The 24,634-nt window shown below is 43.4% G+C and carries 19 protein-coding genes; 10 read left to right on the top strand and 9 right to left on the bottom strand.

What is annotated here, in order from left to right:
• Nucleotides 1-10: 10 nt before the first annotated feature.
• Nucleotides 11-943, bottom strand: a complete 933-nt coding sequence (locus tag EJ419_RS08125) for an alpha/beta hydrolase (protein ID WP_131285407.1) — start codon at nucleotides 941-943, stop codon at nucleotides 11-13.
• Between the two features lie 158 nt (nucleotides 944-1,101).
• On the bottom strand, nucleotides 1,102-1,443 hold the full coding sequence (locus EJ419_RS08120; RefSeq protein WP_131285405.1) for a hypothetical protein: 342 nt from the start codon (nucleotides 1,441-1,443) through the stop codon (nucleotides 1,102-1,104).
• A gap of 264 nt (nucleotides 1,444-1,707) precedes the next feature.
• Between EJ419_RS08120 and EJ419_RS08115 the strand changes: the two genes are divergently transcribed.
• Entirely contained in the window at nucleotides 1,708-2,544 is an 837-nt protein-coding gene (locus EJ419_RS08115; protein ID WP_131285403.1) for a Fic family protein, read from the top strand.
• A 273-nt stretch (nucleotides 2,545-2,817) separates the two neighbouring features.
• On the opposite strand, the gene glnA is transcribed toward EJ419_RS08115, so the two are convergent.
• The 7 genes from glnA to EJ419_RS08080 form a co-directional block, all read right to left on the bottom strand.
• Nucleotides 2,818-4,251, bottom strand: a complete 1,434-nt coding sequence (gene glnA / locus EJ419_RS08110; protein ID WP_131285401.1) for a type I glutamate--ammonia ligase — start codon at nucleotides 4,249-4,251, stop codon at nucleotides 2,818-2,820.
• Between the two features lie 256 nt (nucleotides 4,252-4,507).
• Complete coding sequence (locus EJ419_RS08105) at nucleotides 4,508-5,233, bottom strand: DUF4191 domain-containing protein (RefSeq protein WP_131285399.1); 726 nt, start codon at nucleotides 5,231-5,233, stop codon at nucleotides 4,508-4,510.
• A gap of 164 nt (nucleotides 5,234-5,397) precedes the next feature.
• Entirely contained in the window at nucleotides 5,398-6,858 is a 1,461-nt protein-coding gene (locus tag EJ419_RS08100) for an FAD-dependent oxidoreductase (RefSeq protein ID WP_131285397.1), read from the bottom strand.
• Between the two features lie 201 nt (nucleotides 6,859-7,059).
• Nucleotides 7,060-7,935, bottom strand: a complete 876-nt coding sequence (locus tag EJ419_RS08095) for an alpha/beta hydrolase (RefSeq protein WP_131285395.1) — start codon at nucleotides 7,933-7,935, stop codon at nucleotides 7,060-7,062.
• A 66-nt stretch (nucleotides 7,936-8,001) separates the two neighbouring features.
• Nucleotides 8,002-8,757: an SDR family NAD(P)-dependent oxidoreductase gene (locus tag EJ419_RS08090; protein WP_131285393.1), complete on the bottom strand. Its 756-nt coding sequence runs from the start codon at nucleotides 8,755-8,757 to the stop codon at nucleotides 8,002-8,004.
• A 220-nt stretch (nucleotides 8,758-8,977) separates the two neighbouring features.
• Nucleotides 8,978-10,018 carry a zinc-dependent alcohol dehydrogenase family protein gene (locus tag EJ419_RS08085; RefSeq protein ID WP_131285391.1) on the bottom strand — a complete coding sequence of 347 codons (1,041 nt, stop codon included), beginning with the start codon at nucleotides 10,016-10,018 and terminating at the stop codon, nucleotides 8,978-8,980.
• 259 nt (nucleotides 10,019-10,277) lie between these two features.
• On the bottom strand, nucleotides 10,278-10,889 hold the full coding sequence (locus EJ419_RS08080) for a DUF3043 domain-containing protein (RefSeq protein WP_131285389.1): 612 nt from the start codon (nucleotides 10,887-10,889) through the stop codon (nucleotides 10,278-10,280).
• A 197-nt stretch (nucleotides 10,890-11,086) separates the two neighbouring features.
• On the opposite strand from EJ419_RS08080, the gene EJ419_RS08075 reads away from it, so the two are divergent.
• From EJ419_RS08075 to argJ, 9 genes are all read left to right on the top strand, one after another.
• A complete protein-coding gene (locus tag EJ419_RS08075) occupies nucleotides 11,087-12,454 on the top strand; it encodes a dipeptidase (protein ID WP_131285387.1) in 1,368 nt (455 codons plus the stop codon).
• A 998-nt stretch (nucleotides 12,455-13,452) separates the two neighbouring features.
• Entirely contained in the window at nucleotides 13,453-14,139 is a 687-nt protein-coding gene (locus tag EJ419_RS08070) for an ECF transporter S component (protein WP_131285385.1), read from the top strand.
• Nucleotides 14,140-16,338 carry an ATP-binding cassette domain-containing protein gene (locus EJ419_RS08065; protein ID WP_131285383.1) on the top strand — a complete coding sequence of 733 codons (2,199 nt, stop codon included), beginning with the start codon at nucleotides 14,140-14,142 and terminating at the stop codon, nucleotides 16,336-16,338. It abuts the gene before it with no gap.
• Nucleotides 16,339-16,355: 17 nt separating this feature from the next.
• Nucleotides 16,356-17,243: a TrmH family RNA methyltransferase gene (locus tag EJ419_RS08060; protein ID WP_131285381.1), complete on the top strand. Its 888-nt coding sequence runs from the start codon at nucleotides 16,356-16,358 to the stop codon at nucleotides 17,241-17,243.
• 167 nt (nucleotides 17,244-17,410) lie between these two features.
• A complete protein-coding gene (gene pheS, locus EJ419_RS08055; RefSeq protein WP_131285379.1) occupies nucleotides 17,411-18,478 on the top strand; it encodes a phenylalanine--tRNA ligase subunit alpha in 1,068 nt (355 codons plus the stop codon).
• A 48-nt stretch (nucleotides 18,479-18,526) separates the two neighbouring features.
• Nucleotides 18,527-21,124 carry a phenylalanine--tRNA ligase subunit beta gene (pheT, locus tag EJ419_RS08050; protein WP_131285377.1) on the top strand — a complete coding sequence of 866 codons (2,598 nt, stop codon included), beginning with the start codon at nucleotides 18,527-18,529 and terminating at the stop codon, nucleotides 21,122-21,124.
• Nucleotides 21,125-21,341: 217 nt separating this feature from the next.
• Entirely contained in the window at nucleotides 21,342-22,025 is a 684-nt protein-coding gene (locus EJ419_RS08045; protein WP_131285375.1) for a DUF4190 domain-containing protein, read from the top strand.
• Between the two features lie 289 nt (nucleotides 22,026-22,314).
• Complete coding sequence (locus EJ419_RS08040) at nucleotides 22,315-23,451, top strand: N-acetyl-gamma-glutamyl-phosphate reductase (protein WP_131285373.1); 1,137 nt, start codon at nucleotides 22,315-22,317, stop codon at nucleotides 23,449-23,451.
• On the top strand, nucleotides 23,448-24,623 hold the full coding sequence (argJ, locus tag EJ419_RS08035) for a bifunctional glutamate N-acetyltransferase/amino-acid acetyltransferase ArgJ (protein WP_131285371.1): 1,176 nt from the start codon (nucleotides 23,448-23,450) through the stop codon (nucleotides 24,621-24,623). The genes EJ419_RS08040 and argJ overlap by 4 nt, the downstream gene beginning before the upstream one ends.
• Nucleotides 24,624-24,634 lie beyond the last annotated feature (11 nt).

Raw genomic sequence — 24,634 nt, 5'->3', positions numbered from 1 at the left:
ATATATGTAGCTAGTTTTTGACAAGAAAAGCGATGAGCTGTGGAAGTGCGCTCATTACGCTACTTGCATCTGCAGAATGGCCAATTCCATCTAGCGTAACTAACTGAGCATGTGAGAATACGTGTGAAGCAGTCTCACTGTATGAATATGGGACTACATCGTCGGCTGTACCATGAATTATGAGTACAGGACCATTGTAAGCTTTCTGATCTTTCTCGACGTCATAGGACAAAGCATCAGCAATATAGCGATGACCAATAGTGCGGTTATCGTATGACACAGTGGCTGGAACTTGTGAAATATCGCTATAACCGAATGTAGACATTCCTTGTCGGACGATATCTGGGATATTAAATGCAGGAGCGACAAGTATAAGGGCTTTAACATCAGCAGGATGTTCACCTGCGACCATTGTGCTAATCAGCCCGCCTTGACTGAAACCGGCGAGATATATGTAAGAAGAATCGATGAAAGATTGTTTTTTCCAATATGAAAGAACTGATTGAAGATCAGCTTTTTCTGTCTGAATAGACATATCAAGCATATCTGGATCGCCACTTCGGGTTTCAGGTCCGCCTCCATAGAAATCGAAGGTATATAAGAGATATCCTTGTTCTGCTGCTTTTTGTGCGAAACTGTCGAAAACATCTGCATTGCTTCCGTAACCATGAGAAAGAATTATGAGAGGAAGTTGCAAAGAGCGATAATTGGCAGGCGCGTATAAACGACCAAAGAGATTAATATCATCATGTTGAATATGTACTTCTTCAGTAGTGATATTCGCCTTATCCGCTTTATTCATCTGAGTAACTTTTGAAACTTGCTGCGTAGTCTTTTCAACAGAGAAATCAGGGAAAAGAGAATGGAAGGCAAAGAAACCAGCACCTGCAACGAGTGCAAGAGAAATAATAAGAACAATAATTCGGCGGATTCGTTTTGACATAATAACTTCAGTATAGTGCGTGAATGCATGGATGAATAGGTTGAGATATGAATTACGATATACGCGAACGTATAGAACGTAGTGAGTATATGAAACGTGGCGTTATTTTGATTCTGCCAAGCAGAGAAATAGCGCCACGAGACTTGTAATAAGCGTGCTTAGAATTTTGTATCTTCATCAATCGTCTTTTGATCTAAGCTATCGTGATAATCAAATGACGTTTGCTCATTATGAACGTGTGAGTCAGTTACATCGTTTGCTTGAGCATGTCGTACGCGTAACGCATTTTCTTCTTTTTCTTTCTTTTGCAATTGAAAGAATAGGATCCAAAATGCGCTCAATCCGACCAAGCCAATTAGGGAAAGCATGATCGAGTATAGGGGAGGGATAACGTGAAGCTGAGGGATGAGAAGAGTACATACACCTACAATAAAGATTAAATCAAAGAAGGTCGCGCCGCAATAATATGCAATCTTTTTCGCGCTAATGTTAGAATTCATGAAAGACTCCTTCCCTTGTATTTACTTATATGACTGACTGTTAAGTTGATTCCTAGTGTAGTACCGATGAAGGAAATGGATTCTTTCTGTATAAACAATCATGTCAAATTATGTGAGAGCTTGATAATATTCGAAAATTGCAGATTGTTGCATGAGTCTGAAAATATAATTGGCTAGTTCAAAATTTTGATAGTAGTAACCTGTTTTGTCTTCTTAATATAAAGATTTTCGCTACAATGGTAGCTAATAACAAGGTAGGTAAGCATGGAAAAAGATCCTTTTGAAAGCTATCAGAGAGAAGGCGATGCCAGCAAGCAGGAAAGAAGCTATGTTTGGCGTACTGCAGTCGGCTTGCAAAAGGTAGATGGGTTGTCTCCTTCGAAATACTTATATGACATAGCTATCGACAATATTGAAGGTGACTTATCGTTCGATGAAGCTCGCAAATTAATTAATAGCTATTATGAAAAGAAATTAGAGAGCACATCTAATGCCACGAATGTAGAGCGCATTGAAGAAGCTGATAAGGTTTCCGTTCGTATAGCGCATATTTTGTCTGAAAATGCATTTACTTTTTCGCCTACGCAATATTTAGGCATTCATCGTCAACTTTTTCAGGATATTTTAGAGCATGCCGGTATGGTTCGCGAATATAATATAACAAAAAAAGAATGGGTTCTAGATGAAGAAACTGTTATATACGGTGATGCCTCACACTTGAAAGAGACTCTTGAATATGATTTTGCTCTCGAAAAAAACTTTAATTATAAAGGGCTAACCTTAGATGAAGTGATTCACCATCTAGCAGTTTTCATCTCACGTCTATGGCAGATTCATATTTTTGAAGAAGGTAATACTCGAACGACCGCGGTTTTCCTTATCAAATATGCAAGAACGCTTGGTTTCAAAGCGACAAACGATATATTTGCAGATAATTCATGGTACTTCAGAAATGCACTAGTTCGAGCGAACTATACTGATGTACATGACGGAATTTACGAGACCACCGAGTATTTAGAACTATTTCTCCGTAACATGCTCCTCAATGAGAGTAATGAGCTCAATAATAGGAATCTTCATGTGAGATCTAAAAGCATATAAATGTCGGCTTATGGTTTTTAATTAAAACTGTGTATGAAGGTATACAAGGCGATTATTTTGAGAAACTTTTTATCGCTGATTATAATTCCGTTACTTATATGAGTGTAAATTTAACTGTAAAGATATATAACTTATCTGCTTAGGGTTACTAGTTTTGCCGATGAAATGTATACCTCTTCGTCACAGAGAACTAGGAATGTTTATTAAGCGTAAATATATGTGGCGTGTAACTCATTAATGAGTTACACGCCACATATATCAATAATTAAATCCTTAGATATGGAAGTACAACTGATACTCAAGAGGAGTTGGCTGCAAGCGAGCAGCATCAATTTCCTGCTTCTTGAGGTCAATCCAAGTATCAATCAAATCTTCTGTGAAGACATTTCCTGCAGTCAAGAAGTCATGATCTTCTTCAAGTGCTGCAAGTGCTTCGTCAAGAGAAGCAGGAACAGTCTTGATGCCGACCATTTCTTCTGGAGGAAGTTCGTACAAATCCTTATCTACTGGCTCTGGTGGCTCGATGCGGTTCAAAATACCGTCAAGACCTGCCATGAGCTGTGCAGAGAATGCCAAGAATGGGTTCGAGCTTGGATCTGGTGCACGGAACTCGATACGCTTAGCTGCTGGGGAAGTACCTGCTAAAGGAATACGGATAGCAGCGGAACGGTTACGAGCTGAGTAAACGAGGTTTACTGGTGCTTCAAAGCCTGGAACCAAACGCTTGTAGGAGTTGAGCGATGGGTTAGTGAATGCAAGAACGGAAGAAGCGTGCTTAATCAAACCGCCGATATACCAACGAGCAATATCAGAAAGACCACCATAACCGTTCTCATCGTAGAACAATGGCTTTCCGTCCTTCCACAAGGACTGATGGCAGTGCATACCAGTACCGTTATCGCCTGCAATTGGCTTAGGCATAAAGGTTGCAGCCTTACCGAACTGTGCAGCGGTGTTATGAACAACATACTTGAACTTCATCAAGTCGTCACCAGCGTGCTGCAAGGAGTTATAACGATAGTTAATTTCTTCCTGGCCAGCGCCACCAACTTCATGGTGTGAACGCTCAAGAGTAAGACCTACTTCTTGAAGGTTGTGAACCATTTCATCACGCAAATCAGCAGTTTGATCCAGAGGCGGTACAGGGAAATAACCGCGCTTTGGCTGATTCTTGAAACCGGTATTTGGAGTGCCATCAATATTTGTTTCAGCACCAGAATTCCAGCCAGCTTCATCAGAATCAACCTCATAGAAAGAGGTGCGCATGGAGTTTTCGAAACGAACCTTGTCAAAGACGAAGAACTCTGCTTCTGGAGCGAATGATGCAGTATCAGCAATGCCAGTGGACTTGAGATAAGCTTCAGCCTTTGCAGCAACCTGGCGAGGATCACGTGAATAAGCTTCTCCAGTTATTGGGTCAACGATTGAGAAGGCTACATTCAAAGTCTTGTGTTTGCGGAAAGGATCGATGTAGGCAGTAGATACGTCAGGAATCAAATTCATATCCGATTCATTAATTGCCTGGAAACCCTGAACGGAAGAACCATCAAATGGTAAACCATCCGTGAATGCACCATCAAGGAATTCGCTTGCAGGAACATTAAAATGCTGCTGAACGCCAATTAAATCAGTAAAACGAACGGAAACGTATTCGATACCCTCTTCGTTAATGAGAGCTTCTACATCTTCTTTAGTAGAAAGAGTCATGTGACTAAACCTTCTCTAGCTGAATTTATGTACATAACCATTCTAAGGAACGGGGTTACCTAAAACTCCGTTTTACGTTACGAGAATGTAACGGATAAAAATTCATAAGAGAATTCAATGGCATATGCAAGCGTAATACTCGTGCACTGGCAAATAATTATGGCGTATCGCCATAAAGCAATACGCCATAACCGAACAGATAAATAACAGAAAATATGCTATTACATTTATTAAACGCTCATTTACGCTTTTAGATTTAGCGACCGCGCATAGCTCGACGGCTTTGATGCTGAGCAGCTCGCGGATCAATACCAGCAGGCACGCCAATGCCTCCCATACGCTCAAGTGTACGCAAACGACCATTGAGATGGTCAAGCTCTTCAGTTGTGAGCGGATGCTTGTAACGCTTACGCATTTCCTTGCTCAAACGGGAGATAGGTACTTGACCTTCGCCATTACCTGTATTAATTACGATAATTCGAATATCTGATCCCTGAGTGACTCGGCGAATGCGAGCTTTCTCAGACTCAATTGCTTTAGAAACTCGGCTAGTTGGTCCTTCAGAAACGAGGTAAATTCCATAAAGTGATGTTCCGCGCCAAATCATGTCCTTTGTGCGAGGATCTACCCAAACTGGCTGCTCGCTAAAAGTGTAGATACGCTTGCTGAGTGATTGCAGCACAGCGCCAGCAGCGCCAGGATTGCCTTCGATGCGCTTATAGCCAACAGTTTCACTACGGCGAGAGAGTACGAAGGTGGTAGCAAGAAGACCAAGCATGAATGCCAAAATAACATTAAGAATCCATGCGAACCAACCCAAATTCAAAACAAATCCAATGGCAATAACAGCGACAAATGGAATGACAAAAGCGCCTATAAGCCACCATGTAACCTGAGGATCATCTTGACGAGTGAAATCGTAGAGTTGCTTCATCTGACGGAATATATTATTGCGCTTTGGCTTACTTGTTTCTCCAGCCATGCTCCATCTCCTTTAGCATATTTTGCGTTTCTATGTATCGGCTGTTCTACCAGCTAATTCAATCTTCTTGTCATATTACTGTATCGAGTCGAAATTAATTAAATAATTGGCTCAATAGTTCACACTTTACGCTTATTTTCATTTTGAAGAGGGTGTGAAACAAACTAGCGAAGATTAAGCGGACGCCCATCGGCCTTCAGTAGACTCTCACCTAATGTTTCGCTTATTGTTGGATGTGCGAATAGGGCGTTAGCTGCATCATGAAGAGGGATACGATTTTGAATAATTTCGCGCGCTGCTCCTGCTAATTCGGAAGCAGATGGTCCTGCCATATGAATTCCGATGACTATACGGGTATTTGTATGAGGATCCACAGCAGATACGATAACAGTTGTTCCATTTGATCCCATCATGGCCACGCGTGGATTAGAAAGTTGTGGAACTACTGTTTCCTCAACCTCAATATAATCCAATGCTTCCGCTTGGTTCTTGGTATATCCTATGGATACGGCATCAATAATACCGAAGACGACTTCAGGAATGGTATGCGTATCGACGATTCTCGTTGGAATTCCAGCGATTGATTCAGATACAGTGAGGGCTTGCTCGAATGCTTCATGAGCAAGCAAATGCCCGCCTGTTATATCCCCAAGAGCCCATACGTTGTCAAGGCTGGTCCTTCCATAATCATCCGTAACTACAAAGCCGTGGGCATCTAGCTTAATGCCAGCGTTTTTATACCAATCGAAATCCGTGCGAGGGGAGCGGCCAATGGCGCACAGCACGAAGTCAGCAGGGATTGTTTTCTGGACAACTGCTCCATCTTTTTCAGAAGTAACGCTGAAAGTAACGTCACCGCTTTCTGCACTAAGAATTTTACTGTGGAATTCAAAGTTTATTCCTTGTCTTTTCAACGTTCGCATGACAACGGAACTGATATGCGAATCCCATCGTGACAATACAGTATCTTTGCGCAGCAAAATTGTTACATTAACTCCGAGTGAATTCCAAAAGTTAGCGAATTCCACTGCAATGGTTCCAGATCCAACGATTACAACATTTTCAGGCATGATATCAATGTCGAGAGCTTCATCAGAGGACAGAATTGGAACTTTTTTATCAGCAATCGCTTCACGAACTGTCTGGGCATCTGCATGTAAGAATTCAAATCCTTCAAGCTCAGTCGCGTATGAACCGGTTGCGAGAACAACGTGATTGGCACTGAATTCGCGTGAATCTTCTCCATCGCACACCGATACACGATGAGGGGCAATGAGAGAACCCTGACCATGAATAATGTCGATTTTTCTTGCCTTCATAAGCTGGGATAACCCTTTAACCACGCCAGAAACGGTCTTATCCTTAGCTTGCTTGAGTGCAGACATATCTACGGAATTGACAGAGATATCAATACCCCAATTGTTTGCCCGATGAGCATCATGAAGAGTGTGTGCTGCAGTGAGATATGCTTTCGTAGGTATGCAACCACGGTTAAGACATGTGCCACCAACGACATCTTTCATCTCGATAACTGCAGTTTTTAGCCCTAAATCGCTTGTGCGTAGCGCCGTCGCATACCCGCCAGGACCTGAGCCGATAATAATTACGTCATAATCAAAAGCCATACAGATAGTTTACGGTATGAGCTTGTGAAGAAAAAATCTTTTAAGCTTGCTTTCGATGAGAGCGCAATCAATCTGTATTATATTGCGATAATCAAGATTGATGATTTCAATTTTAAGATATTAATAGCGTTGACATTCATAGATAATCTGAACATCAACGCTATTAAAATACGGGGATTAACAGTTGAAACAATCTATATGTTACGCGAGATTCTCGTTAAAGAATGGAACAATTTGTTCTACTGCTTCATCCACATAAGGGAAGAGATCATAGAGATCGTAGTGTCCTGCTTCTGGAATAACAACCCATTGTTTTACTTCACTTTGAGCGGCATCAAAGATTTCACGTGAAGCAGGCTGGCTCCATGCGTTTTCAGCAGTAATGACCAAATATGGCTTCGTCATAGACTTCATGATTTCTGTAACGTTGTAGGAAATGAGCTCAAGTTGGCTCCATGCTACTACGCGGTTGCTCCAACGAGGTTTATTTCCACGTGCGGTGTAGTAATATGCTGCACCTTCTTCGAAAGCACGTGGCAAGAAGTTCAAATAGACAAGGTCCCCATTGCCGTTTTCATATGCTTCTTTTGCTGCCTTAACTTCGTCTTCAGGCATGAAGAAGTTAGTCATTGGGGAAGTAGAAATATCTGAAATTGCTGGAACGACAGCAGTGATTGCCTTTAAGCGAGGCTCTTTAACTCCAGCGACAGACATATATGAACCAGAACCGCAAATTCCAAGGCCTCCAATGCGATTATTATCTACATACGGAAGTGACTCTAAGAAATCTACTGCTCCTTCAATATCTGTTTCTTTGACATCTGGAAGTTCTTGCTGACGAGGGGTTCCTTCGCTTTCACCGTAGTATGAACCATCGAATGTCAATGTGACATATCCGGCCTTTGCAAGATAACGAGCGTATGTAGACTGTGCTTGTTCCTTTACAGAAAGCATTGGTCCTGTTACGACTACTGCAGGATAATTATTATTCCCATTGAAATCATCTGGTAAATAGAGATTTCCTGCAAGGCGAAGGTTAAGAGTTTTATTTGTAAAAGTTACATTCTGAATTGTCATTTTTATCCTTAATTATTTTTTATAAAAGAAAAATATAAATTTCTATAGTATTGTGCAAGTGAATGTTTAGCTAGCTCCAAGACCACCATCTACGGCCATGATTGCACCAGTCATATAACGTGCTTGGTCAGAGGCCAAATATGCTGCTGCATTTGCGATGTCTTCACCTTCGCCCACAAACTTGAGTGGAATTGTGTTAACAATACCATCCATATGTTTCTTTGCCTCTTCAGGGGAAAGATCAGAAAGATTCCAAATATTAGTAGCAATAGCTCCCGGCGCAATAGCATTAACGCGGATGCCGTCATCTGCGAGTTCGAATGCCCATACACGGGTGAAATTCTCTACAGCAGCCTTAGCGCCGAGATACATTGACATATTAGGTCCACGATGCTGAGCTCCAACAGTGGATAGGTTGATAATAGTGCCCTTAGCATTCAAAATGTATGGGAGAGTTTGAATTGTAACGTCAATGAGAGCTCGAACGTCTAGAGCAAATGCCTTGTCATAGTCAGCTAAAGTAAGCTGTTTAAGAGGCGTTACAGGAGCCCAGCCAGCATTATTGACGAGAATATCTAGTTTTCCATCGAACTCGTTTTTAATAGTATCAGCAATCTTTGCAACATCGTCGGAATTTGTAACGTCTGCGACAATGTAAGAGATATTATCGTTTGCGTCTGCTACTTCTTTGAGAACTGCTTCTCTGCGACCAGCGATAATAACATGTGCACCTTCAGACGCATAACGCTCAGAGATAGCACGGCCGATTCCTGATCCGCCCCCTGTAACGAGTGCTACTTTACCTGCAAACTGTTGAGTCATAATCTTTTTCTTTCTTATAATCTTGTTTATGTGTGAACGCGAATGCGTTCTTGTTGCTTTCAAAATTATCAGAATATTCAATGGGTTTGTCAGGAAACACTGAGTTAGGTTATACGATGATGACATGTGCATATTCGGATAACGCATACATGGGGTTGAATCCTCAAATACTAGGATTCAACCCCATGCTAAATATAGGCGAAAAATAATCAGCTATTACTTACTCTGTTACGATAACGAGTGATTTAATTGCTGCTCGAGTATCCATTGCCTCATATGCTGACTGGATATCGTCAAGACTGAAACGCTGGTTAAAGACTTTTCCTGGATGGATTTCGTCATTAAGAACAGCGTCTAGGAGTCTATCTCTGTCGTATGTCGTTACAGAAGCAATACCTCCACGCAAACCAATATTCTTCCAGAAGAGGGAATTAGTATCCATTTCTGGCTTATGTGGCACACCGACTCGACCCATGACTGCGCCTGGACGGCAAATCGCTACTGCTGTATCGATAGATTGTTCGGTTCCAACGCACTCAAGTACAGCGTCTGCGCCAGCTCCATCAGTAAGTTCCATAACACGTGCAATTGCTTCATCGCCACGTTCTTCAACGATGTCTGTTGCGCCAAATTCACGAGCCAACGCTTGACGGTCAGCATGACGGCTCATCGCAATGATACGTGAAGCACCGAGCAATCTTGCGCCGATTACGCCACACAAGCCTACAGCACCATCGCCGACAACAACGACAGTATCGCCTTCCTTAACTTCAGCTGATTTTGCAGCGTGATAACCAGTCGCCATGACGTCAGATAAAGCAAGCAAAGAGTTCAATTGCTCATCGGTGTAATCAGAAGGCTGTCCAGGAACCTTAACGAGAGCCCACTGAGCATTAGTAAAGCGTAAGTATTCTCCTTGGTATCCAGCATTGCCACCTGATTCCATATTCATACAATTGCCATCGAAACCTGCCTTGCATGCAGCACAGTAACCGCATCCATGGGTAAATGGTGCAATGACGAAATCTCCAGGCTGTACAGAAGTTACTGCGGAACCAACTTCTTGAACAATTCCAATAGCTTCATGTCCGCCGAAGGAACCAGACTCACGTGGAGAGATACCACGGAACCACCATAAGTCAGACCCACAAACACAAGCACGTACGATCTTAATGATCGCATCAGTGTCTTTTTGAATTGTTGGGACAGGGGCATCGGTTACTGTCATATGGCCAGGTTCAATAAATGTTGCGACTTTCATACTTTCCTTCTTAAAAATAAAATGATGATAATGATTGATGATAATGATGAGCAATCATAAATATCTCATATAATAAACTCTATGTACAACTAACGTGTATGACAAAATATATACACGATTTCGCCCAAAGTGGATACAAGCAGTCCTCAAATCTATGCTAGAAGCAGATTCCAAGAACAGGGCTTTTAGACATAAAAATATGTGGGTACGCATATGACGCATACCCACATACCCACATACCTGAATAAATCAGAGAATTTTACTTTGGATAATTTCCATGCTTCTTGTAGCGAGGCTTTGGCAAGCGCCATGCACGAATCTGGAGTGCACGGCTCCATGCGTAGTAGCCAGAACGCATACCACGAGCAACAGCGCGCTCGCCGAACTTGTCGATGAGCTTCTTCTTTAAGCTACGCCACATAATCCATGTATCAATGATGATTGCAAATAGATAGACATACATCAAAATAAGAATAACCAAAGAGGCCTGTGGGAACACGTAGGTCGCACCGAGTGCTGCGAAGAGTAGGACAACGATAACAATCATGAAATACTCGCCAAGATTATATCGTGCATCGACGTAATCACGAATATAAATTCGCCATGGAAGCTGCTCTGCTTTTGGCATGTTACGCAAATCGCCTGTACGCATTGCTTCATATTCGCTATTCTCGCGTTCACGGCGACGAGCATTAGCGGCTTTGCGCTGAGCCTTTCGATCCTTAGGGGCGATTGGTGTCAGACGAGCTTTTTCAGCATCACGACGTTTTGGTGTAGGGCGACCTTTACCTGCAGTCGTGTGTGTAGAATCTAGCTTTTCGTCAACTTCGCTAGATGTCTTATCTTTACGAGAGAAAGGATTCCAATTCATTCTTTTAGGTTATGTAAAAGTATCGACTGCATGCACTAAAATCTATAGGTAAAGTATCACAATATGGCGCGAAGTTACGTTACATGTGATGAATATTCAACGAGATTAGGAATATTTCAATGAATGTAGCCGTGATTATGCGGATATTATATGAGTGATGAAAACTATATGAGGAACTCTAACGGAGGTTTGTGAACATGGCTGAATTATCCATTGAGGAAATTCGTTCACGTGTCGAGTCGGACTGGTCTCGAATTGTTGATGTATTATCGCAGAAAATTGCTTTAGGCTCTGTTTCCGCTAAAGGAATTACTGCTGAACATATGAAAGCTTCAGCTGAGTTTGTTGCTCAGGAAATGCGTGAACAAGGTGTTGATGCGCGCGTAGTCCAGTCTACAAATCCTGACGGAACTCCTGGCGCGTGGGAAGTTATCGGATCAAAAATTGTCGATCCGCAGGCACCTACAGTATTGCTTTATGCACACCATGATGTGCAACCAGTCCCAGATGAGTCAGCATGGGATACGCCAGCATTTAGCGCAACTGAAAAAGATGGTCGTTTGTACGGTCGAGGAGCGGCAGATGATGGCGGTGGTATCGCAATTCATTCGGGTGCTTTGCATGCGCTTGGTGACGATTTGGGTGTAAATATTCGAATTTTTATCGAGGGTGAAGAGGAGATGGGATCTCCTAGCTTCATTCCATTTATCGAAAAGCATAAGGACGAATTCGAATCTGACGTCATAATTGTGGCAGATTCTGGCAATTGGTCAGACACTATTCCAAGCTTGACGACCTCGCTACGTGGAAATACAGATATGGACGTAACCGTTCGCGTACTTGGACATCCTGTTCATTCTGGACAATTTGGTGGTCCAATTCTTGATGCAAATACACTGTCAGCTATGCTTATCGCATCCATGTATGATGACAATGGTGATGTAGCTATCCCAGGCGTACTTTCCGAAGAACCAATTGGCGGTTTGCAGCGTGATATGGATGAGGAAACTGTTCGACGTGATGCTGCAATCGTTGAGGGATACAAGCTAGCGGGAACTGGTACATTAGCTGCACGAATGTGGACAAAGCCAAGTATTTCGGTTATTGGATTTGACGCTCACCCAGTAGAAGGATCATTCAACGTTATCGCTGATAGTGCACGTTTCCGTCTTTCACTACGTACATCGCCACATCAAAATCCGGCTGAAGCACAGAAGGCGCTCGCTGATTTCTTAGTTAATAATGCTCCGTTTGGTGCAGAAGTAACTGTAGATCTCGGAGAAAATGGTCAAGGATGGGCAATGGATCCTGAGTGCCAAGCAGTAGCTGTTGCAGAATCTGCAATGGAAGCTGCTTTTGAAACAGCGCCAGTTAACAAGGGCGAGGGTGGTTCTATTCCATTTATTCCTGAACTTCAGCGCATCTTCCCACATGCTCAAGTTCTGGTGACTGGCCCAGAAGATCCAAAGGCAAATGCTCATTCTCCAAATGAATCAATCAGTTTGCCAGCTTTGAAGAATAACGTGGTTACAGAAGCTTTGATTTTGCAGGGACTCGCAAAGTAATCAAGAAGAAGTAATCAAAAAATATTAAAAGCGGGTGAGATGCCTTGATGAGCATTTCACCCGCTACTTTGTATTATCTGTTTCTATTGGCTACCTTTCCTGCTTTTCCTTGTAAAAATGAATGCTGGAGTTAATGATTATCATAAAGAAGATAACTGTTGATAGCGCAGATTCATTCAACCACAATATATTTTGATTAAGTATGATAGTTCCAAGCATTGCGCATACGAGCAAATATAAGACGCATTCAATGACTCTGTATACTGTAGAGTAACTCCTCTGTGTGTAGGCAAAAATGGGTGTACCAACTATCAGGCAGGCTAAGATAACCCATCTCAGAGGATTCAATGAGGATGGTATGTATATGCATGCAAGGGTAAGAAGAAAATAAACAGTATCATATATTCGGTTTACTATTTTTCTGTTGCTAAAGTTCATGAGAGCCTCCTTTTGATGGAAGAAATTACGTATTAGTGGAGCAGTTATAGGTATGATTAGCAACGATTAATGTCAGCAAAGATGCTAGGATACTAAATTTTCATCTCTAAATTCTCCTCTCTGAGCTCTCCTCTCTGAGCTCTCCTCTCTGTGAGCAGTAGACTTACCTTCAACGATGGAGATAAGTAAAACGATTATATGTCAAAAATTCTTTTTTTTTCAATGTTTTCAACCTTTTGTGAGGCAAGTATCTGAGTGTAGCGTATAACTATTTTTACTGTGCACCTCACATGAAAGCTGAAAAGCCATGCAGACAAGTGGGGAATGTGCCATTTTGCACAGCCTTATTGTTATACTCGATTTTTGACACGGGTGCACTTTTGCGCTGAAGAGCAAAAGTTGCTGAGAGACGGGTAGAACTTTAACTGTGAAGTTAATGTAACACCCTAACCGATTGAACGTATACCGGGTAATGCCGGCGCACGGACGTCAACCAAACCCGTGCCTCACATACATCACGGGGATGTATGAATGACCATACGATCATAGGAGGCACTGCTATGAATAATTCTTCACAACCATTATCGGTATCATCAGATCAACCAGCCCGCAGAAATTTAAAATGGCGAGTAGTTGACATTACAGTCGCAAGTGTAATTGCTATAGCATGCTCACTAATTTACTGGGCTGCAGCACTTGCTTATGCGCCGTTAGCATTTGCAGATGCAGCGATTCCAGGTATTCTCGGACTTATGAATGGCCTGTGGCTTTTTGCTGGTCCACTCGCACTTATTATCGTACGAAAACCGGGTGCTGCAGTATACGCTGAAGTAGTTGCTGCAGTAGTTGAGTCCTTACTTGGCAATTCATGGGGAGGAAGCGCGACCTTCCTCATAGGTCTAGTACAAGGTCTTGCGGCTGAAATTGTATTCGCTTGCGTCCTGTACTCAGTATGGAATGTATGGGTAACGATGATTTCTGGTGCCGTCTCAGGAGTTGCGTGCTGGGGGTATACATTTGTGACTAATTTACAGGCGATTGATTGGAACGGCGTGTATGGGTCGGTTAATTTGATAACGACGATAATTTCTGGAGCGCTTTTCGCAGGACTATTCTCTTGGTGGCTTTATGTCGCAATAGCGAAAACGGGTGCTTTGGATCATTTTGAGTCTGGTCGAATTATACGACGTAAAGATTCTCAATCAGGTACTGTCCAGAGTGCGAACTCACAGGAGGCGCGCATTTAAGTGGGAGCTCGCATAGAGATAACACATTGGTCATATCGATATCCGCTCAAAGAAGATTGGGCAGTTAAAGATGTGAATCTCAACGTTGCGGCTGGTGAGAAAATTCTTCTTACCGGCCGCTCCGGCTGGGGCAAGAGTACTTTACTCCAAGCGATAGCGGGTATCGTCGGTGATACTGAAGATGGTGGGCAAGCACTCGGCACAATCATGATTGATGATGAGTCTGCATTGGAAAAGCACGGATGTGTGGGACTGATCATGCAAGATCCTGAGAGCCAGATTGTCTTCGCTCGTGTTATCGATAACGCGACTTTTGGCGGAGAAAATCTTGGTGTCGATAGAAAGGAAATATTATCGAGAACTCATAACGCTTTGAGCACTGTGCATCTCGATAAAGATTGCGGAATTGAACCAGATCATCTTGCTCAAGAATTATCTGGAGGTCAGATTCAGCGTTTAAGTATAGCTAGCATAATGGTGATGCAGCCAGATGTTATTATCTGCGATGAGCCAACAGCAAATCTTGATCCAGAGGGTGTCAAGGATGTAGTAGTAGCCATTGGGCAGATAGCCGAAGAAATTGGCGCTACTCTTATTGTCGTCGATCATAACGATACCGTGTGGGAACCGATTATTGACAGAAAAGTTATCTTGGACGCCGGATATGAGAACAATGATTTTAAAGAGCAGATAGCGAAGTTGCGGGAAGAAATCAAAATCCCCGAGTATGAAAGAAGCAGCAGTAAGTCTATACAAGCGATGCGTGCGCATGCATTGCAATGCGGATTTGAGGGGCAGAATGTAGGGCATGAATTTACGGGTGAATTCAATACACACGAAATTACTGCGATTACAGGCGTTAATGGTGCTGGGAAAACGACTCTAGCTATGACACTTGCTGGACTCTTACCCGCGATAAGTGGTGACGTCAGTGTAAGTGAAGATATACGAGCTGATATCGCTAGCTGTGACCCTCATGAGTGGGAAAGTAGGGAACTTGCTCCACGTATTCAGTTCGTTTTTCAAAATCCCGAACATCAATTTGTCACGAATAGCGTTCTTTTAGAGATGATAAGTGCATTGCGAATTTCACATCCGCAATTAGATGAAAAAGGACTACGTTCTCTTGCGATAAATCGTCTTGCATATTATGAATTAGAACTGCAAAGTAATCAGAATCCTTATACACTTTCCGGAGGTCAAAAAAGACGACTAACTGTGGCATGTGCAATCGAAGCGAATCCTCGTATATTGATTGTGGACGAACCTACATATGGACAAGATCCGATAACGTGGATGGCCTTAGTAAAGATGTTCGCACAGCTTCGAGATAGCGGGACGTGCATTATTACGGTTACACATGATCGGGATTTCATTGAAATGCTAGGTGCGCGGGAGATTGAGTTATCTCCACTAGAAATTTCGCACGCATCAGTCAAGGACGGGGATGACGATATTCATGTCTTTGCTAAATCAAGTCAATCTCATTTTGTATCTTCTCTCAATCCAATCACTCGTTTGGGGATCGGGATTATTATCGGTCTGCCGCTGATAGTATCGCTCGATATAATTTCAGCGAGTGTGGCTTTAGGACTAGAGTTTGTGATTGCCATGGTTCTCGGATTTTCTCTTAAAACCTTAGCGCGATATACATGGCCAGTGTTGATTGGAGCTGCCGGATCGTTTATCACCGTTATGATGTATAACGCGCAGCACAGTTGGATATTAGCGTTAGCGACAGCAATTCGTGTAATAGCCATGGGAGCCCCGGCGATTGTTATGGTTATGCGTATCGATCCCACTGATTTAGCAGATGCTTTCGTGCAAAAATTGCATATATCTGACCGTTTTGTGTATGCGGCTCTTGCTGGATTTAGATTACTTCCATTCTTGCGAGTTGATTTGGAATCAATTCATCAAGCGAGAGCTATTCGAGCAATTCAGTCGCGGTCACGCTTGAAAAAACTTCGCGACGATGCTGTGAGTTTGTTAGTTTTGGCAATTCGTCGTTCCACAACATTGTCAATTGTGATGCAAGCGCGTGGCTTCGGTTCGCAAGTTACAAGAACACATATTAGAATCTCTCGAACGCATCTTAGAGATTGGTGTGCGCTAGCTGTAGCTATAGCTGTTCCAGTGATTGCTCTTGGTGTAGCATATTATGGAGGAACACTTAATTTATTTGGAAATCTCGTTTAGAAAGTAGCTGATTATCCATGCCAATGCATCGTGAAATTATGGATAATACTAAAGCGTCACGCGTACGCATGGTTTCAGAACTTGCTCAGCGTAAAACGCGCAAGAAAATGAAACGTTTCCTTGTAGAAGGTCCGCAATCTGTTCGCGAAGCTTTGCTATTCGCATCAGAATCTGTACGTGATATATATGTTCGCAGTGATTTTACACAATCTCAAGTGCTAGTCGACTTAGTTAATGAAGCCTTAGACAAAGATATATACGTACATCAAGCAACTTCTGAGGTTATTGAAGCTATTAGTGCTGATAGTCAAGGGATTGTAGCTGTGGTAGATACGAGTGCACTCAGTCATGAAGACTCTGAAGGCTCGCGGGGTTTCCTTGATGCACTCTCAGCAAGCACCTCCCCAGAAGCTTCAGCTCTTATTGCCGCATGCTGGCAACTTCGAGATCCGGGAAACGCAGGCACAATTATTCGTGCTGCAGATGCATCGGGGTGCTCGGCTGTGATTCTAGTAGGAGACTGCGTTGATATTACTAATCCTAAAGTAGTGCGCTCTACAGCAGGTTCGCTCTTTCATCTCCCAATTGTTTCTATGACGGAGGAAGAATTCTTCTCTTCTATGCGCAACTGCGGCGGTTATATTACTGCAGCAGATGTATATGGAACCGAAAAGACTCCTGTTATCGAATTAGAAAAAGCATTGGAAGATAATCAGACCCAGAATAAAAAGCTTCACGCCATTCTTTTTGGTAACGAAGCCAGGGGACTTACTTCGCAACTGGTTAATTCATGCGATAGAGCAGCAGTAATCCCGCTGTATGGGAATGCGGAATCACTTAATGTTGCTATGAGTGCATCAATAATGCTGTATGCCTTTGCCATGCGTTCTCATCGCGAACATTAAATGAGTAGTAATAGCGAACTCACATGAAGAAGTTCTTAGTGTGCATAGATATTTAAAACGCGATAATGCATACATGCACATGTAGCAAAACAAAATACATTATGTGTATAAAGTCTAAGCCAAAAGGAAAAATGGCATACAGACTGTTATAAGGGAAGGTAAGCCAAGTGACTGACAATAATCAGTTTGATGCCGAAGCGGTACAAGCAGCTGTTCAAGAAGGCATAGAGAAGCTTAAGACCGTTACTACTATTGAAGAGTTGCGTGCGTTGCGTACACAGTATGCAGGTGGAGATTCCGCGATGGCTCACGCCAGCAAACTCATTGGCGCTCTCGCCGCTGAGAAGAAGAAGGAAGCGGGTAAGGTTGTCGGCAAACTGCGTGCTGATTTTGGACGTGCTTTTGCTGCCCGTGAAGAAAAGATAAAAGATGCTCTTGAGCAGGCGGCGCTCGCAGCTGAAACTGTCGATATGACACAGCCTGTAAAGCGCAATCCAATTGGCGCTCGTCATCCTCTTCCTAAGCTTCTGGAAGATGTAGAGGACTTCTTTGTGTCTATGGGGTGGCAAATTGCTGAAGGTCCTGAAGTTGAAACTGAGTGGCATGATTTTGATGCTTTGAATTTCGGTCCGGATCATCCTGCTCGTCAAATGCAAGATACTTTCTATATCAAGGGCAATCAAGCAAAAGATTCCGCTGGATTTGTCGGTTCTAATATGGTAATGCGAACTCATACATCTCCAGTGCAAGCTCGTTCGTTACTCTCACGTGGTGTGCCACTGTACATTGCATGCCCAGGTCGTGTGTTTAGAACTGATGAATTAGATGCCACACATACGCCGGTATTCCATCAGTGTGAAGCTTTGGCAGTGGATAAGAATTTAACTATGGCAGATCTCAAGGGCGTGCTTGATAAGCTTGCAGTTGCTATGTTCGGTCCAGATGCTAAGACACGACTTCGTCCTAGCTATTTCCCATTCACTGAGCCAAGTGCAGAGCTTGATTTGTGGTTCCCTGATAAGAAGGGCGGTCCAGGCTGGATTGAGTGGGGTGGCTGTGGAATGGTTAACCCTAATGTTTTGCGTTCTGCTGGTATCGATCCAGATGTTTACTCTGGTTTTGCTTTTGGTGTAGGTATGGAACGAACCCTGCTTTTGCGCCATGATATTAACGATATGCACGATCTTGTTGAAGGCGATGTACGTTTTAGTCAACAGTTTGCGATGGGTGAATAATTAGTGCGCAGCTAATATGCGTACTGAGCGGAATAGGAAGTTTTACAAATGCCACTTATTGATATGAATTGGCTTCGCGATCATGTCGCTGTGCCACAAAGTGAAACATATGAACAGCTTGCAGCTGATCTTGTCAAGGTTGGTTTGGAAGAAGAAGAAATTCATACTTCACAGGTAACAGGACCGATTGTTGTCGGATATGTTGTTGATTTAACTCCTGAGCCACAGAAGAATGGCAAGATTATTAATTGGTGCCATGTTGATGTAGGCGAGCATAACGTTTTGGATGAGAATGGCAATAAAGTTCCTCGCGGCATTGTCTGCGGAGCACCAAACATTAAAGCTGGAGAGAAAGTTGTAGTAACTCTTCCAGGTGCTGTATTGCCTGGTGATTTCAAGATTGAGCCACGTAAGACTTATGGTCACATCTCGGATGGTATGTGTGCATCTGAGCGTGAATTAGGTCTCGGCTCTGACCATAACGGCATTATATTGTTCAGCAATTATGGCCTTACTCAAGAGCAATATGATGCTCTTGAGCCTGGCCAGGATGCTATGGATATTTTGGGACTTAATGAACCAACGTTGGAGATTAACATCACGCCAGATCGTGGTTATGCGTTCTCTTATCGTGGCGTGGCACGTGAGTTCCATCACTCCACGGGCGCCCAGTTTACCGATAAGGCTCTCGAGTATGCACGTAAAGCTGAAGTATTGAATGCACAAGAAAATGGTGCTGTAGAGGTTATTATCGAAGATAATAATCCTATTCACGGTGTTGCAGGATGTGACAGGTATTACGCTCGCACAATAACTGGCATTAATGCGAAAGCTTCGTCGTCTGCGACTATCCGTCAGCGTCTTCTTCGCTCCGGTATGCGTCCAATATCTGCTGCAGTTGATGTAACGAATTACGTCATGCTTGATTTGGGCCAGCCTTTGCACGCGTATGATTTAGATAAAATTGAGCAGCCAATTGTAGTTCGTCGAGCTGTTGATGGAGAAAAACTTACTACTTTGGATGGTAAGGAGCACGATCTTGTATCGGAAGATTTGCTTATTACTGACTCTCCAAACGGCAATAAAGGTTCTCGTATCCTTGGCATTGCAGGTGTGATGGGTGGTCTCTATGGAGAAGTCACCGAAGAAACTACCAATGTCTTAATCGAATCAGCTCATTTCGATCCAATTTCCATTGCTCGTTCTGCTCGTCGCCATAAGATTCCATCTGAGGCGAGCCGACGCTTTGAGCGTGGTGTGGATACGCGACTCCAGGCAGCAGCCGCTTATGAAGCAGTTGAGCTTCTCACATCTATTAGTGGCGGTGTAGCAGGTGATAATCCTACGGATATCAATGCTACATCTGAGCCATCTGCTATTCGTTTCGCTACGTCAGAAGTCGCTCGTTTGACAGGTCTACCTACATCAGATGAAGATATTGAACGCATTCTAACTGACGTAGGGTGCGAAGTCTCATCTGTTGAAACGGGTATTCTGCAGGTTATACCTCCTACATGGCGACCAGATTTAACTGAACCATGCGACTTAGTTGAAGAAGTAGCTCGTTTAGTTGGCTACGATAAGATTGCGATTACTGTCCCATCTGTGCCAGCATCCGCTCAATCTGGATTAACCGATTCGCAATTGCGTCGACGTCAGGTAGCTGATACTTTAGCGGAATATGGATTAACTGAAACAATTAGTTATCCATTTGTCGGTGAAGTTGATTTTAAGGACTTCGCATACGATGCTGATGAGTTGAAACCTATTAGTGTCGAATTGGAAAATCCACTTGCTGGAGACCGTCCATACTTGCGTCGTGAGATTTTGTTGACATTGATGCGTACAGTTCAGCGCAATATACGCCGAGATAATCCGCAAGCAAGTTCATATGAGATTGGGCATGTCTTCGAATGGGATCCTCAGGCTCCTGCTATCCCAGCTCTTCCTGGTGGCGTACGACCAACCGACGAACAGCTTGAGGCTCTTGATGCTGGACTGCCTGTGCAGCCATTGCACGTAGCAGCAGTTTTCACGGGTACTGTTCAAGAAACAGGATGGATGGGAGAGAAGCGCACAGCTGATTGGACAGACGCAGTAGAAGCAGTAATGCGAATTTCTCAACGTCTCGCAGCTGATTTTACATTACGTCAAGTGTATGGAGAAGATGTTCCACAAACTTGGCATCCAGGTCGTTTCGCTTATGTCATGGTTGGCGATAAGACAGTAGGAAAAGTAGGTGAATTCCATCCTCGCGTTCTCGAAACTCTTGGTATGCCAGCTCATACTTCTGCGTTCGAGCTCGATTTAGATGCAATTTTCGATGCTGTGAAGTATCAGCCATTGCAGGCAAAGCCTGTATCAACGTATCCACCTGTCCATCAGGACTTTGCGTTCATCGTTCCACTAGATATGACCTCTGATCGTATGGGGACAGTAATTCGCGAAGCAGCAGGTGAATTAGTAGAGTCAATTGATCTCTTCGATGTCTTCGTAGGGCCAGGAGTTGGAATAGGAAAGAAATCGCTTGCATATGCAGTTACTTTCCGTGCACCTGATCGTACGTTGACCGCTGAAGATACGGATAGCGTTCGTGCGAATATTATTGCTGCTGCCGAAGCAGTGGGAGCAGTACTTCGCGCGTAACTAAATCATTGGCGTTTTGCCGACACGCAAGCTAGCCTAAGGATACTTACGCATTCGTACGATGTATCCTTAGGCTTCAAAGCGATAAGATTCCACACGATGTGAATGCTGAACGCGAAATATACTGCAAACGATAACGTTGAAGTATAGAGTTTTGTTGAGAAGGATATTCGTTGAGACTGATATTGACGAATAACCGGAAGACGATAGGATTTATATGACTGACGAAAACAAAGAGTTCTTAAATCAGGCACATGAAGAGCATGAGGGGTCTACGCCGAGCATAAATGAGAGCGAAAACTCCGAGGAAACGCGAAATAATGCAGATGCTAGCACGGTTGAGACTAACGAAGAACATGTAAATTCTGCGTCAGAAAATGGTCGAGCATACGGACGAATGCGCTCAGAGTTTCCTGATTGGGATCCGTACGTTTATGGCAAACCAGAGAAGCCTATTAAGTCTGATGAGCGTAAACCACGTCTTATGACAGCGCCTAGCGCATTACAACGTCAAGACGGTGAGAAAACTCCTTCTGAAGAGAGAGAACGCATACCTCAGCTCTACGACCTGAGTGGGAAACCAGTCGAGATTCGCGAGTTTGACCCGGATGATCCTCAAAAGAACCCTCTTTATGGGCATTGGGACTTTTATGCAATTGTGGCAATCATTTGTGCTTTATTCACGCAAACTACTGTAGTTGCGCTGTTCTTTGGGATTGTCTCGTTGGGTCGTACGAAGAAATTCCATATGAAGGGAAGAGCATTGGCGATTATTGCTATCGTCTTGTGCGTCATCCAGATTGGAATTTTTGCGTATCTGATTATTACAGGAACAAGCGAGACAGAATTCCTCCAAATGCTGATTAATTGGAGTCAAGCACAGCTTAATAATATGAACTAACTAATAAAATTAATTTGCATAATAATTCATTAATATGCCGGTATGCATGTGTGTGCGTGCCGGCATTTGTGTATATTTGAACGGGATAATCTGTGTAAATAATTTTCTATAAGATATTGATAATGCACAGCGCGTAGCGGGTAAATACAAATGTTTCGTTAATGGTAGATCGTGAAGCGTCCGATTTTCTCGCAGAATTCCATAATGTGATATGGTGACGTGCTGACTCAGGTTAATGTCTATCAATGAATGCATAATTATTCATACCATTGAATAAAGAGGTGTAGTTATGCATAAGTGTGACCAAAAATATACGGTGGCAATTGCCGGTGCAACAGGATATGCAGGCCAAGAAGCATTGCGAATTATGGAACAACATCCGAACTTTGATGTTACATGCGTAACTGGTCACTCATCTGTTGGGTGTAGCATGCAAGAGTACGCGCCTCATATTCCTTCTATAGCAGGACTTCGTGTTGAAGAGACGAGCGCATCGGTACTCAGCGGACACGATATTGTAATTTTAGCTTTACCGCATGGTGCATCAGGTAAATTGGCATCGCAACTACACGATGTACGTGTAGTTATCGATTTAGGTGCTGATCATCGTTTGGAAAATCCATTAGATTGGGATGAATTTTATGGCGGTGAGTACTACGAATCGTGGGCTTATGGAATGCCTGAGCTCATTATGGGTGAGAATTCTAATGATGTAGATGCACAGTATTCTATTAGGGATTGTGTGGGAATTCCAAAGCAGAGGGGCAATCTCAAAGGAGCTTCTCGCATTGCTGGGCCGGGGTGCAACGTCACGGCTGTTACCCTTGCTTTCCAACCTGCAATTACCGCTGGGTTAGTGACGTCGGATATTATCGCTAATTTAGTTGTCGGATATTCAGGTGCGGGAAGAAAATTGGGGCAAGCCAATTTGCTTGCAGCTCAGGCTTTGGGTAATGCTGTCGCGTACTCGGTAGGTGGAAAGCATCGTCATATTCCAGAAATTAAGCAAAATTTTGCTCATGCTGCAGGGCTTGGAGCAGTGGACGCGCATCAGTTTTCACTTGGCTTTACACCTGTTTTGGTACCGATGTCGCGAGGAATTATGGCGACTGTATGTGCTCCGTTGTCTAAGCAGGCACAAGACATGAGTGATGATGATATTCGACAGGTGTATGACGATGTGTATGCAACGGAAAAATTCATTCACATGCTTCCTGAATCTGTGCTACCTCAGGTTTCGAGTGTAATCGGGTCTAATAGTGCGCATATTCAAATTTCGATTGATAGAAAAGCAAATTTAATGTATGCATTTAGTGCAATCGATAACCTTAACCGCGGTACTGCTGGGCAAGCGATTCAGTCCCTCAATATTGCTCTGGGATTGCCAGAAGATGCAGGATTAACAACGATAGGAGTGGCGCCATGAGCGTAGTCTATGCAAAAGGGTTTAGCACGGCAGGTGTGCGCGGAGGAATTTCCTCGGTAGAAGGAAAGAAAGATGTGGCCGTCGTCGTAAATAATGGTCCTATCTTTGTAGCAGCAGGCGTTTTTACAACGAATAGGTTTGCGGCAGCTCCTGTGAAGTATTCGCGCCAAATAATTGCCGATGGTGGTGCTCGCGCTATGGTCATCAATTCCGGTGGTGCTAATGCATGTACAGGAGTGGCTGGATTCGAACAAGTCAAAGCAACCGCTCAGTTTGCTGGTGAAAAGTTGGGTATTCAACCGGATAAGATTCTTGTGGCATCAACAGGTCTTATCGGTGAACTTCTCCCACTTGATGCGGTATTCGCAGGTGTAGAGTCTGCGGCTAAGCAGTTAAATAATGACGAGGTATCTGGGAAAAACGCTGCTGAAGCAATAATGACAACCGATACTAAACCTAAAATGGTTACTCTGAATGTACCCAGTGGATATCGAGTCGGGGGCATGGTTAAAGGCTCGGGTATGATTGCTCCTCAGCTTGCAACAATGATTAGTGTTATCACTACTGATGCTGTAGTGGATCAGGAAACCGCTCAGGAAGCATTGCAGAAAGCAACAGCAAAGAGTTTTGATTGCATTGATGTAGATGGATGTATGTCTACAAACGATACAGTCGTTTTGCTAGCGTCTGGCGCCAGTGGTGTTGAGGCTCGCAAAGATGAATTCGAAGAGCTCATTGCCAAAGCCTGCTCACAGCTCGCGCGACAAATAATTGGTGATGGCGAAGGATCTTCCCATGATATTCGAATTAAGGTAAGCGGTGCACAAAGCTATGAAGGAGCATTGGCTTGTGCACGTGCTGTAGCTTCATCTAATCTACTTAAATGTGCAATATATGGCAATGATCCGAATTGGGGGCGTGTAGTCTCATCTTTGGGAACTGTTCCTGAAAGCGTTGCTCAGTTCGATCCAGATAATGTTGTCGTTGATATTAACGGAGTAAGAGTCTGCGAGGGTGGAAAACCTGGACAGAGTCGAAGTCTTGTTTCAATGACAGAACGAGAAGTATTTATCGATATCAATTTATGCACAGATTCTCATGAGGAAGCTGTCGTCTGGACAGATGATCTTACGCTCGATTATGTGCATATAAATGCAGATTATGAATCGTAGGGATAGTAGGA

Source organism: Alloscardovia theropitheci (genome assembly GCF_004332295.1).
GTDB classification, from domain to species: domain Bacteria; phylum Actinomycetota; class Actinomycetes; order Actinomycetales; family Bifidobacteriaceae; genus Alloscardovia; species Alloscardovia theropitheci.
This window is presented reverse-complemented; position numbering and strand designations above follow the sequence as displayed.